The sequence below is a fragment of the Asaccharospora irregularis DSM 2635 genome (assembly GCF_900129815.1).
In the GTDB taxonomy this organism is placed as follows: Bacteria; Bacillota; Clostridia; order Peptostreptococcales; family Peptostreptococcaceae; genus Asaccharospora; species Asaccharospora irregularis.
This window is the reverse complement of sequence record NZ_FQWX01000003.1, coordinates 1-12552: the sequence shown is the minus strand read 5'-3', so window position 1 is coordinate 12552 and position 12552 is coordinate 1. Positions and strand designations below refer to the sequence as shown.

Annotated in this window: 17 protein-coding genes and 1 riboswitch; of the genes, 5 read left to right on the top strand and 12 right to left on the bottom strand. The window is 29.4% G+C overall.

Annotated features, from left to right (window positions below; all coding sequences use genetic code 11):
• Nucleotides 1–107 precede the first annotated feature (107 nt).
• Nucleotides 108–1115 carry a calcium/sodium antiporter gene (locus tag BUB34_RS02090; protein ID WP_073123770.1) on the top strand — a complete coding sequence of 336 codons (1008 nt, stop codon included), beginning with the start codon at nucleotides 108–110 and terminating at the stop codon, nucleotides 1113–1115.
• A 66-nt stretch (nucleotides 1116–1181) separates the two neighbouring features.
• On the opposite strand, the gene BUB34_RS13495 is transcribed toward BUB34_RS02090, so the two are convergent.
• Nucleotides 1182–1535, bottom strand: a complete 354-nt coding sequence (locus BUB34_RS13495) for a hypothetical protein (RefSeq protein WP_242948805.1) — start codon at nucleotides 1533–1535, stop codon at nucleotides 1182–1184.
• Nucleotides 1536–1558: 23 nt separating this feature from the next.
• Nucleotides 1559–3049, bottom strand: coding sequence for an SEL1-like repeat protein (locus BUB34_RS02085; protein ID WP_242948804.1), 1491 nt, complete (start codon nucleotides 3047–3049; stop codon nucleotides 1559–1561).
• Between the two features lie 214 nt (nucleotides 3050–3263).
• Here BUB34_RS02085 and BUB34_RS02080 point away from each other — a divergent pair, with 214 nt between their 5' ends.
• The gene (locus tag BUB34_RS02080) at nucleotides 3264–4184 is read left to right on the top strand and encodes an AEC family transporter (protein WP_073123768.1); all 921 of its coding nucleotides are present in this window, start codon (nucleotides 3264–3266) and stop codon (nucleotides 4182–4184) included.
• Nucleotides 4185–4255: 71 nt separating this feature from the next.
• Nucleotides 4256–4402 (top strand): hypothetical protein, encoded by a 147-nt coding sequence (locus BUB34_RS13190; protein WP_159430046.1) that lies wholly within the window; start codon nucleotides 4256–4258, stop codon nucleotides 4400–4402.
• Between the two features lie 88 nt (nucleotides 4403–4490).
• Here BUB34_RS13190 and BUB34_RS02075 read toward each other — a convergent pair whose 3' ends face one another.
• On the bottom strand, nucleotides 4491–4724 hold the full coding sequence (locus tag BUB34_RS02075; RefSeq protein WP_242948803.1) for a hypothetical protein: 234 nt from the start codon (nucleotides 4722–4724) through the stop codon (nucleotides 4491–4493).
• A 108-nt stretch (nucleotides 4725–4832) separates the two neighbouring features.
• Between BUB34_RS02075 and BUB34_RS02070 the strand changes: the two genes are divergently transcribed.
• A complete protein-coding gene (locus BUB34_RS02070) occupies nucleotides 4833–5963 on the top strand; it encodes a DUF3810 domain-containing protein (RefSeq protein ID WP_073123766.1) in 1131 nt (376 codons plus the stop codon).
• A gap of 62 nt (nucleotides 5964–6025) precedes the next feature.
• Here the strand turns inward: BUB34_RS02070 and BUB34_RS02065 are convergent, their stop codons facing one another.
• Nucleotides 6026–6805 (bottom strand): hypothetical protein, encoded by a 780-nt coding sequence (locus BUB34_RS02065; RefSeq protein WP_073123764.1) that lies wholly within the window; start codon nucleotides 6803–6805, stop codon nucleotides 6026–6028.
• A gap of 314 nt (nucleotides 6806–7119) precedes the next feature.
• On the opposite strand from BUB34_RS02065, the gene BUB34_RS13715 reads away from it, so the two are divergent.
• On the top strand, nucleotides 7120–7830 hold the full coding sequence (locus BUB34_RS13715; protein WP_084120115.1) for a collagen-like protein: 711 nt from the start codon (nucleotides 7120–7122) through the stop codon (nucleotides 7828–7830).
• A 97-nt stretch (nucleotides 7831–7927) separates the two neighbouring features.
• On the opposite strand, the gene thiE is transcribed toward BUB34_RS13715, so the two are convergent.
• The 8 genes from thiE to BUB34_RS02020 all read right to left on the bottom strand — a co-directional run.
• A complete protein-coding gene (thiE, locus tag BUB34_RS02055; protein WP_073123762.1) occupies nucleotides 7928–8560 on the bottom strand; it encodes a thiamine phosphate synthase in 633 nt (210 codons plus the stop codon).
• Between the two features lie 29 nt (nucleotides 8561–8589).
• A complete protein-coding gene (thiM, locus tag BUB34_RS02050) occupies nucleotides 8590–9375 on the bottom strand; it encodes a hydroxyethylthiazole kinase (RefSeq protein WP_073123760.1) in 786 nt (261 codons plus the stop codon).
• Between the two features lie 67 nt (nucleotides 9376–9442).
• On the bottom strand, nucleotides 9443–10237 hold the full coding sequence (thiD, locus tag BUB34_RS02045; protein WP_073123758.1) for a bifunctional hydroxymethylpyrimidine kinase/phosphomethylpyrimidine kinase: 795 nt from the start codon (nucleotides 10235–10237) through the stop codon (nucleotides 9443–9445).
• Nucleotides 10238–10349: 112 nt separating this feature from the next.
• Nucleotides 10350–10444, bottom strand: a riboswitch (TPP riboswitch).
• 63 nt (nucleotides 10445–10507) lie between these two features.
• The gene (locus BUB34_RS02040; protein WP_073123756.1) at nucleotides 10508–10801 is read right to left on the bottom strand and encodes a GIY-YIG nuclease family protein; all 294 of its coding nucleotides are present in this window, start codon (nucleotides 10799–10801) and stop codon (nucleotides 10508–10510) included.
• 149 nt (nucleotides 10802–10950) lie between these two features.
• Entirely contained in the window at nucleotides 10951–11139 is a 189-nt protein-coding gene (locus BUB34_RS02035) for a ferredoxin (protein ID WP_073123754.1), read from the bottom strand.
• 169 nt (nucleotides 11140–11308) lie between these two features.
• On the bottom strand, nucleotides 11309–11740 hold the full coding sequence (locus BUB34_RS02030) for a phage holin family protein (RefSeq protein ID WP_073123751.1): 432 nt from the start codon (nucleotides 11738–11740) through the stop codon (nucleotides 11309–11311).
• 58 nt (nucleotides 11741–11798) lie between these two features.
• Complete coding sequence (gene epsC / locus BUB34_RS02025; protein ID WP_084120127.1) at nucleotides 11799–12329, bottom strand: serine O-acetyltransferase EpsC; 531 nt, start codon at nucleotides 12327–12329, stop codon at nucleotides 11799–11801.
• Nucleotides 12330–12345: 16 nt separating this feature from the next.
• Nucleotides 12346–12552: pyridoxal-phosphate dependent enzyme (locus tag BUB34_RS02020; RefSeq protein WP_143153295.1), on the bottom strand; the 207-nt coding region annotated here is incomplete at its 5' end.

Sequence of the window (12552 nt, the reverse complement as noted above, 5' to 3'; positions counted from 1 at the left end):
TATACTCGGTTGATTACAAGTTTATGACTTGATAGCAAGACCTTCAAAACAAATAGTTCTCTATTTGTTTTGAAGGTCTTTTTTAAAATTTTTTTTGGGAGGTTATTATGAATTATATTTTACTCTTATTAGGTCTTTTTTTACTTATAAAAGGTGCCGATGCCTTTGTCGATGGAGCTTCAAGTATTGCAAAAGTACTTAGGATTCCTTCCATTATAATCGGTCTTACAATTGTATCTTTTGGAACTAGTGCACCTGAGGCTGCTGTTAGTATAACTGCATCAATAAACGGTCAAAATGGTATGGCTATAGGCAATATAGTAGGATCTAATATATTTAATTTGCTAATGGTAGTAGGATTTTCTGGTTTTATAAAAACTTTATCAGTTGAAAAAAGTATGACACATAAGGAATTTCCATTCCTATTATTATCTTCAATCCTTATGTTTGTTCTATCTTGTGATATATTATTCCAAGGAAATTCTAACAACTTAATAAGCCGCGGAGATGGAATAGTCCTACTTATGTTTTTTGCTATATTCATGTATTCTCTGATTTCATATGCCTTGAGATTTAGAAATAATTCTATAAATGAAGAAGTTTCTCTATCTTCAGATACAGTTACCTTAAAATCTGAAGTTTCAGGCAAAGAGGATGCGAAAACAATATCCATGACTAAATCTTTGATAATGTCCGTACTTGGTGTTATTTCTATAGTAGCAGGAGGCCATTTAGTTGTAACTTCTGCTTCTATAATAGCTAGTAGTTTTGGTGTTAGCGATCAATTTATAGGTCTTACAATAGTAGCTATCGGTACATCTCTTCCAGAATTTGTAACTTCTGTAATTGCGGCTACTAAAGGGGAGGCTGATATAGCATTAGGCAATGTAATAGGTTCTAATATATTTAATATTCTATTTATCCTAGGAATATCTGCTACTATATCTCCTATAGTAGTAGAACCAGCTATATTTAAAGATGCTTTACTTATGATTTTAGTTACATCTATAACTTATATCTTTGCTTTTAGAAAAAGAGATATTAATAAATTTGAAAGTAGTTTTTTAATTGTGCTATATATTGTATATATGTGTAATCTAGTCTTAACTGCCTAAATCTAAAAATATCCTATAGAGGACATTTTCTAATTGTCCAATCTATAGGATATTTTTTCATAAAACCTATTCTTCTTGTTCGTCTATTATCATCTCATATTGCAAATCATCTAGCATATCTTCTAGATTTTCATTTATATCTAGTATATAAATAGGCACATATTCTTCTTCATCTATTTTTTCTTCAATTAGAGTAAACTTTGGAACTAATGTTTCATAAAAGTCTAATTTTATATCTGCAGCAGATTCAATTATTTTACTACAATCATCATAATTTTCTTTAGCTAGCTTTCTATGCATATCTATACTCTTTTTGTAGTATAAGTTTGCAAGCATATATTCACATTTTTTACTTCCTAGTTGTACTCCCTCTTTGTAGTACTTTTCTGCTGAGTCATAATCACCTAGCTTAAAATTCAATTGTCCTAGGTTGTATACAGATTCTACACATCCTTGAGCTCTTGATTTTTCATACCAGTATTTGGAGTTGGTATAATCTTTATAATAGATGTCATATATATACGCAAGCATATGTTGTGAATATACATTATCTTCATTTGCAGGAAGTTCAAACATTTTTTTGCATCTTCTAGTTTTTCTTCCATAATATAAATTCTTCCTAAATGTAAGTTAGCATTTATGTTATTTCCTTCATATGCCAAAATAAAGTATTTCTTAGCCTCTTCTATATTTTTTAGGCTTTCATATATGCATCCTAATTTATAAGTAGATTCTATATCTTCAGCTTCTGATGCTTTCTTAAACCAAACTATAGCTTCTTCAGTGTTATCTAAATCTAGGTATATATTTCCCAATTTTATTTGTGATGATAGTTTTGTAGAACTTCTTATATAATAAGATATCGCCCTCTCTACATCTCCATTTTGTAAATATAAATCTGCTAAATTTTCAATAGCACTTTTGCAACCGTCTGCAATTGCTTCATTATAGAATTTAATAGCATTTTCATAATCTTTTTCTTCAAAATATAGACCAGCCAAATTATTTTTTGCCTCTAACATATTATCTGCTGCTGCCATATGATAGTATAGTTTCGCCTTTTCAATTTCATTTTCCCTGTTATACAAATTTGCCAACCTGTATTTAGATAGGGTATGGTTTTTTTCTACAGCTCTTTCATAATACTCTATTGCATTCTCATGATCTTCAAATCTATCATATATATACGCCAGCCTGTACTCAGACTTTGTATAGCCACTATCTGCACTTTTTTTATAGTATCTTTCTGCATCCTGCAAATTACCATCTATCTCCATATGTATTCCAAGGTTAAAACAACCTTTTTCATGCCCTGACTTGTATAATTGTTTGTAAAGGCTTATAGCTGATTTAGTATCTTTAGTTTTATTGTTTAAAACAGCCAAATTATACTTAGCGTCGTCATCTAAAAGTACTGATCCTCTTTTGTAATATTCATAGGCCTCTTCTTCTCTGCCTATATTACTATATAATACACCCAAATTAAAACAAGCTCTCGCAAAATTACTGTCTGCTGACTCTCTTAGCCAATGCTCACTTCTTTCTATGTCCTTTAATTTAAAGTGTGTAACTCCTAGGTTATTTTGTGCTTCTAAATGGCCTAGTTTAGCTATCTTTTCATACCAATAAATGCAATACTCATATCCTTCTATTTTAAAATACATATTTCCTAAATCAAATGCAGCATCATCATATCCATTTCTATATGCCATAGAATACCATTTTTCAGCTTCTTTAAACTGTCTTTTATTAGCATATATGTTTCCTAAGGTGTACTGTGATTTTATATTATCATCTAATGCTGCAACTTTATAGGCTTCTAGTGCTTGATCTATTTTACCTACCTTTTCAAATAGCGCCCCTTTTGCATGTACTATCTTAGGATCTTTAGGTATATTCTTTATACTCTTTATAGAAAATTTTGTACTTTTCATAAATTACTCCCTACTTATTTCATATATTTTAAACATATCTACTATTATACATTATATATCATAACCATATAATAACATCAATATAATCGCCAAAGTTTTTAATAATGAAATAAATTATTTTAAATTTTGTATCAAATTATATAATAAATTTTGTATTAATATTGAATTTTATCCTTTACATGTATATAATGTTATCTGTGAAGGAGGTATTTTTATGAACTTTGGCAACATTTTTATACAAGTAGCAGTTTTATTTATATTGATCTTAGTAGGGTATATGATAAGGAAAAAAGGATTATTAGACGAACACTGTACCTCTATGATTTCCTCTCTTGTTATGAGTATATTTTTACCATCGATGATAATTAGTTCTATGCAAATAGAATATAATCCTAACATGGCTAAAAAAATATTTATGCTAATCTTAATATCAATATTTACATATTCTGTATCAATTTTATTTTCTTATTTCTTGAAATTCATTTTCAAATCAGAAAAAAACCTAGGTGTATATCAGTATGCTATTATATTTTCTAACGTAGCATTTATGGGGTACCCAGTCATCGAAGCTGTTCTAGGTAAAGAGGCTATATTCTATACAGCAATCTTCAATTTACCATTCAATGTTTTAGCCTATACAGTAGGAACTTATCTTTTATGTAAAGGAAATGAAGAATATTCATTTTCACTAAAATCACTTGTAAGTCCTATTATTTTATCTATTTTTATTGGATTAATTCTTTTTGTTTTTAACATTAGATTACCAGAATTTTTAAATAAACCTATAGAACTATTGGGAAGTGTAACCACACCTATTTCTATGCTTGTAATAGGAAGTTTGCTTGCTAACTCATCAGCTTTAGAGTGTTTTTCAAATAAAAAATTATATTTTACTTCTTTTTTAAGATTAATATTCTTACCTATACTGGTATATCTAATTCTTAGATTAAAAGTTAGCGATCCTTTGTTACTTGCTATACCTGTAGTAATAACTGCTATGCCTACAGCTGCTAATGCTGCTATAATGGCGAACGAGTACGGAGCTGATACCACTTTAGCATCACAAATAGTATTCTTTACTACACTACTATCAGTAGCTACGATACCTTTTATTTGTATAGTTTTATTTGGATAATTTGTATCTATATTCATAAAATAGTATACTTTAATTTTAGATGAATAATAATATTATTGGAGGAAAAAACTATGGATATAGATACAGCTTTAAGAATTTTATTTTGTGTTATCGTTGTCGGCTTTGCTGTTAAAGCTATAAAGTTTGTGGCCGGTACGGGATTTAAAATTGCTTTAATTTTATTTATAGTTTTATTGATTTATAAAACTTTGATTTAATTAACAAAAATATCACGTATACCGTAGTAAATATAGGTATACGTGATATTTTTTGTTAATATATTTAATAAATAATATCTAACTACTATTATGGTGCTATATTCAAATCTATATAAGCTTCTAATTGTGGTATATATATCATATTATCTTTTATATGAGTGTTTCCAAATTCCTTTAATCCCAATCCAGCTTCATCCTTTGTTATTTTGTACTTTATAATTTCACTTTCTTTATCTAAAGTGGCATTAAAAAACATTCCCTCATATTGTTTAAATCTAAAATCAAAGTTGTCTCTAGTTAATTTTATAGTTATATTTTCCATATTTCCTCCTTCTAAATAATTTTAAATACATTATAACCGATTATTTTAATAATATAAAGTTTAGTGTATTATATAATTATTATATATTTAACCTAAGGGGTGAAGATTATGAGTAAAAAATATAAGTATATTTCATTGATACTTTTTCCAATAACACTTTTTATTAACCACATAGCGTCAAAATTCCCTAATTTAGTTGAAAAATACTATTCTACATGGATTAACAAACTTACTATAGAGGTTTTAAGTAAGGCTAGTGGATTAATCGAATTTTCTTTATATGAAGTTATTGTATACATATTGATAATTTCTATGTTAATATTTTTGATTCGTCTGATATTAGTATTCACCAAAAAACACAATGTAGCAAAACGTATTTTAGGAAATTCTATTTTAAATATTTTATCTACTTTGTCTATTTGCTATTTCCTTTTTATCTTATTATGGGGGATTAACTATAACCGACTTCCACTACAAACTTCCCTTTTAAATAGATATAATTTATCAAACAATACAAAAATTGAAAATGTAGAATATACAAATCAGGATTTAAAAAACTTATATAAATTCTTGATTAATAAAGCTAATGAAACTAGATTTTTTACACTTCAAAATAAAGAAGGAAGTATGATGGCTAATACAAATTATAAGGGAATAATATCTAGGGCCCAAATTGGATATAATAATATATCTAATATAATACCTGAAGTTCAAGGTAATTATTCAAATGCTAAATACATTAAATCATCAAAATTTATGTCTTATACAGGTATAACAGGTATCTATTTTCCTTTTACCGGTGAAGCTAATATAAATATAGACATACCAGATATTTATATCCCCTGTACCGTAATCCATGAAATGGCTCATCAAAGGGGCTTTGCTAGCGAAGATGAAGCTAATTTTATAGCATATTTAGCATCTATAAATCACACTGATATTGATTTTAATTATTCTGGCTATATACTTGCCCTAAGCCATACTGCCTCAGCGCTAAGAGATGCAGATCCAAGCTCTTACGAATTGCTTACTTCTAATATTTCTGATAGCGTGAGAAGAGACTTAGAGTATAATAATAACTATTGGGAAAATTATAATGGCAAGATAAGGGAAATATCTGACAAATTTAACAATTCATATCTAAAATCAAACGGTGTTAAAGATGGAACCAAAAGTTATGGGAAAATGGTAGATTTATTATTAGCATACTACAAGCTCTACCCTTATGATGAAAACTAATTTTATTTTATTTAAAAAAGGAGTTGTTAATTTTATACAACTCCTTTTTTAAATAAGATTTTCTACACACTTTTTAAACGTTCTTCCTCTTTTTTTAGCTCTTCTATTCTACTTATCATATCGCATCTACTTTCTAGTATCCAATTATCATCAGCTAGATTTTCTTTCATATTAAACGGAAATTCTTTTTTTATATTTTCTATATCATTGTATAATTGATTTATTTTAGACTGTAGGTCATCTATATTAATCCTTACATTATAATCAGCTCCATTATTAAGCAGATTTGATAAAACTTTTAGGGATGCCAAGTCATTTTTATTATAAGCCTCTTTGGCTCTATTCCATAACCTATTTTTTCTAGCACTAATATTATTGTTTATTTCCGGGGATAATCTCCTAGCTAACAACTTAAAAATAGCTTTCAATTCGTCTATATCTTCATTAGTTAAGTTGTTTATATAAATCTTACTTCCTTTACTCATATTATCAATATTTTCAATCTGTACACGAAGAAATTCTATTTCTCTATTAAGTACAACATCCTTTTTTTTACCCAACTCAAACTCCATTTTGTTTTTAAAACCAGATGAGGCTAGATGATTAATTTTATTTAACTTTTTTATACTTATTATTGTATATAATTCTTCTTTCATAAGTAATCCAAAACTTATAAGATACTTAAATTTTAAGTATGGAACAATTTTAAATTGAAGTTCCTCTCTTTCCTCTATTAACTCTATATATCTATTAATTAATATACAATATTCATCACTATCTTTATGTTTATCCATTCTATTTAGTGTAGCAGTATATTTACCTAAGACTACAGGTTCTACCATGTAAATCCCCCCATTGATTTTGAGTATAGCTTTTATAATAATTACTATCTCTATATATAAATTTCCTTTCTTTTTTATGTTAAATTTTTGAAAAGATAAAATTTTCTGTATACTGATATAATATCATACTTTTATAAATATTTTATTTCATTTTTTTAATTATTTCAATCATTTTAATTATTTTAAAGTATTTTTATCTACTAGGAATTTATTATTCTAACTAAGGATAGTAAGATTGTCTCATTTTTAAATCGTTTATCATATAAGTAAATAAGTAGGTATTCTACTAAAATATTTGACATGGAGTGTTGTATATGCATAAAAACTATAAAGGCAAAAATTCGAGTCGCAATTATAGCTCAAGTATAAAGTGCTACAATAAAACTCCTAAGAATTGTAATAAATTATCTGAATCTAGTCTTTCAAGTTGCAACACAGGTGAACAGCTATGTCCATTTTTTGTATACCCTGTTAACCTTTGTGATTGTGAAATGTATAATTTACTATGTAATTCTATGGGAAGAATTGTGGGATTAAAATTAGAAAGTAGTGATTGTATTCTTAAACTGCGTATATGTAAAGTTAATCACTGTATTATAATAGGAGAAACTCCTTCTGGAAAAGGTCCTATTTATATAAAGATTTCTTCTATACAGTATGTAGATTTAGGCAAAGAGATTTACGTAAATCCTTTATGTAATACTTATCCACCAATCCAACAAGGTACTCAAGGTCTTGTTGGACCTAAGGGACCTCAAGGGCCTGCTGGACCTCAGGGACCTAAAGGTGATATTGGGCCTCAAGGAATTCCTGGACCTCAGGGACCTAAAGGTGATATTGGACCTCAAGGGCCTGCTGGACCTCAGGGACCCAAAGGTGATATTGGACCTCAAGGGCCTACTGGATCTAAGGGGCCTAAAGGTGATATTGGGCCTCAAGGACCTGCTGGACCTCAGGGTGTAAAATATGTTCCAAGTGAATACGAAAAGTATACTCCACCTAAAAAGGTACCTTACAAAAAATAATTATAATTAATTATGATATAAATTTTCTAAAACAAAAGGAAGTAATTGAAACTCAAAGAATCGATTACTTCCTTTTTAATATTTAGCAAATGTTAATTTATATAGCAGAAATCCATTTTTTTGTTTCTAAGTATATATCTTCAGCTTTTAGGATTGATGATACTATTGCATAACCGTCACTATCTAGCTTTTTAAGCGTATCTAAATTTTCTAGATTTATACCTCCGATTAACACAAATGGGATATCTACATTATTTTTTATATTTTCTACAGTTTCTAGTGATACTGATTTAGCGTCAAGTTTAGTGGAAGTAGCAAACATAGCTCCTATGCCTATATAATCTGCACCATCTTCTTTTGCAGTCTTAGCTTCCTCTACACTTCTTGCAGATACGCCTACAATTTTATCTTCCCCTACTAATCTTCTCACATCTTTGGCACCTATATCGCTTTGGCCTACATGGACTCCATCGGCATCACAAAGTAATGCTATATCAATCCTATCATTTATTACAAAGCTAACTCCGTATCTTTTAGTTAACTCTCTTAGCTTTATAGCTCTTTCTAGAAATTCCCTTCCCGAAATATCCTTTTCCCTTAGTTGGACCATAGTGACTCCGCCCTTTATTGCATCTTCAATGCATTTATAAAAATCCCTACCTCTTAAAATAACTGAGTCTGTAACTAAGTATAATTTTAGTGCATCTTTTAAACTTTTTTTATCTACCATTTTAATATCTCCCTTACACAAATTCTATCTTACACAAGTTCTATTTTAGAATTATTGCAAAAAGTTTCTTCATTAATGCTATAGATTTGATTCATAAGTTCTACCTTAAAAGTTCCAATCGGCGGATTATCACAATCAGCTAATTCCCCACTTAGAGACATTGTAAGTACTCCCATAGTAGCACCTTTTAGTATATCGTCTGTGCAAGAAATATAACTTCCTATCAAACTTGCAGTCATACATCCTGTCCCTGTTATACTTTTTAACTTTTTTGTACCGTTTTCTATTTTATATGTATTTGTCCCATTTGTAACTATATCTATCTTTCCAGTCGATGCAACTACACATTCCAGTTTTTTTGCAACCCTTTTTATAACTTCTGTATAGTCTCCTCCATCATCAAATGAGTCTACACCTTTTCCTTTTACATCAAAACCGCCGATAAATTTAATTTCATCAACATTTCCTTTAACTACATCAAATCTTACCTCATTTAAAAGTCTTTTTACTAATTCTTGTCTTGCCTTACTTGCAAAAACTCCTACTGGATCTAATACTAAACGTTTTTTTAATTTATTTGCAGCTTTGCCTGCCAATACATATAAATCTAAATTATCAGAATTCATTGTACCTATATTTATTACAACACAACTAGCTATGCCCACTAAATCTTCAACCTCTTCATAAGAAAAGCTCATCAAAGGACTCGCTCCTATTGCCAAAGTTGTGTTTGCACAATCATTTATTGTCACATCATTAGTATAATGTAAAACTAACGGATTTATCTGTCTTACCTTATTTACCAAGCTATACATAATTAATTTTCCCCCTCAGAGTATACTTTATTATTTGATTAGTATCTATTTTACGTTCTAACTTAATTTACTCGAATTTGTAAAAGTGGTGAACTGGACCTACGCCTTTACCTATATCAAAACTGTATCTTATCGCCTCTGTTATATATGTTTTGCTCAATCTCACGGATTCTTTTATATCATAACCAAGTGCTAGGTGAGCAGTTATCGATGATGATAGTGTACATCCAGTTCCATGTGTATTTTTTCTATCTAATCGTTCACTTTTATATATTTCAAATACATCTTTTCCTATAAGAACATCCACTGCATCACCCTCTAAATGTCCCCCCTTCATTAAGACAAATTTAGGACCCATATCTAATATTTTTTGTCCAACTTTCTTCATGTCATCTATAGATTCTACCTTTATTCCAGTTATTTCTTCTGCCTCTGGTGTATTTGGAGTTATTATATAAGCCATAGGTATTAAGTATTTTATTAAGTTTTCCTTTGCTTCTGGTCTCAAAAGTGAGTATCCACTCTTTGATATCATGACAGGGTCTACCACTAAATACTCCGGATTATATTTTTTCAGAGAATCAACTATTTCAACTATTATTTCTGGTCCTGATACCATCCCTACTTTTACTGCTTTTGGAGGTATATCGTCAAATACAGCCTCCATTTGTTTTTTTATTATTTCTTTGCTAAGTTCCTCTACACTAAATACTCCCTGAGTGTTTTGAGCTGTAATAGCTGTTATCACACTCATCCCATATGTACCAATTGCACTAAATGTTTTTAAATCCGCTTGAATACCAGCACCACCAGATGAATCTGAACCTGCTATTGTAAGTGTCGGCACCTTATAATTTTTCATAACTATTCCTCCTTGGATTACTAGTACTTATATATAAAAAAAAGCTATCCCCAAACTAGGTATAGCTTTTTAACATACATAATATACAAATACTTTATAATTTATATATTTAAATTTTATGTTTAAGCTTCCCTACGCTGGTATTATCCAGATCAGGTATAAAGGGTCGGTAAACCTCTCAGCTCATTGGCTCCCCTAGCTATTTCCTTAAATTTCATTATAGTATATTGAGTTTTATTGTCAAGATTTCAGTTAGGCTTAAATATTTGATTATTCACCTAAAGAGTACTCTCCTTTATCCTTGACTTCTTCTATTAATATCTGTGGATTTTTTATTATAGTTAATTTTTTATTTCGGCTTAACCTCTTTATATAATACTCTAACTTCATAGCCTCGCTTCTAGTCCCAGATATAAAATAAACTTCGAGTTTTTTAAATTTTTTAGCTCTAGTATATTTAGAATTTATTCCCTGCTTATGTTCTTTAATTCTTCTATTAATATCACTTGTATACCCTGTGTACAAAGAATTATCACCGCATCTTATTATATATGTAAAGTACATCTATCAACCTCTTAATTTTTTCTATAAAGTAAATATTTTTATTAATTATAGTTTATCACAAAAAAGATACCTCCATCTAGATAATTTAAAAATACTAAATAGGGGTATCTTTCTCTTCTGACTTTCTCTTATGGGTATATAACCTTTTGCTATTTTACTTCTATAGCATCTACCGGACAGCTTTCTTCTGCTTCTTTTGCAGAATCTTCAGCGTCGTTTGGGATATCGCCTTCTATTGGAACTGACTTATCTTCATCATCCATTGAAAAAACTTCCGGACAAATTGATGGACATAATCCACATCCTATACAAGTGTCTCTATCTACTTTTGCTTTCATATTAAATTTCCTCCTGCTTTATGTTAATGTTATTTTGAATATACTTAATGAATATATTCAATTTTATTATTGCCTAATATTATAAAAAAATACTTATAGGTTATATTTGCTTTCAAAAGGTTATAATATAAAAAACTAAGTACATATCCATACAAAATAAACAAAAGATTTATTTTTCATTAATCTCTCTAATTATTTTTTGTATTGTATCTTCAATGCCATCAATATCTGAAGTTGATTTTATATTTTTTTCATTTTCATCCATATTTTCATTGTTTGATGATTTACTTTCGTCCATTTGTTCTTTACATAAATCAATTAATTTTAATATGTTATGTTCTTCTTCTGTCTTTTCTGAACTCTTTCTAAATATTGCATTTTCACCAAAAACACATACTCCAGTAGCCACAAAAGCGTTCATTATAACATCTATACTAATAGATTTAATCTGTAAGTAACTAAGCGCTAAAGCTACTACTAGTACAATCCACTGTATCATCCAATTTGGTATTTGTTTACTGCTCCTAAGCATCATTGTCAATATAAACAATATTATAACTAGTATCTGTGATCCTTGGTTCAGTAATAAGTTTAAATTCATAATATTATATGCCTCCCTACTATATAATATTAGAAAAAGAGGCATACGTTACATTCAATTAACTTCTAACTATTTTTGCAGGAATTCCAACCGCAGTTGAATCATCAGGTATATCCTTTAAAACTACCGAATTTGCACCTATCTTGACATTAGAGCCTATATTTATAGGTCCTAAAACTTTTGTCCCTGCTCCTATTACTACATCATTTCCTACAGTCGGATGTCTTTTCCCCTTATCTTTACCTGTACCACCTAGAGTAGTGCCATGATATATAGTAACCCTATTTCCTACTTCTGCTGTTTCTCCAATGACTACCCCCATACCATGATCTATTAATATACCTGTTCCTATTTTTGCTCCAGGATGTATTTCTATCCCAGTTATGAATCTAGAAATTTGAGATATTAATCTAGCCGTGAAAAACATTTTCTTTTTATATAAAAAATGCGACACCCTGTGCCATATAATAGCGTGAATTGAAGGGTATAATAAAAATACTTCTATTTTAGACCTTGCTGCAGGGTCATTCTCCATTATATACTCTATATCCTTGTTTAGCTTATTGAACACTGGTCCCCATCCTTCCATTACTAACAAATTATGTTTATTCAAATAACCCCATAGACATATACTTATCTATTCCATCTGGTGCTACCGTAACTACCTTTTTACCCTTATATTTTTTTGCAACTTCCACTGCTCCAAATACATTTGCTCCAGAGGATATACCAACTAATATTCCCTCTTTGTCTGCTAATAACCTAACCATTTCAAATGCATCGCTGTCATCTACTAATATTACTTCATCTAC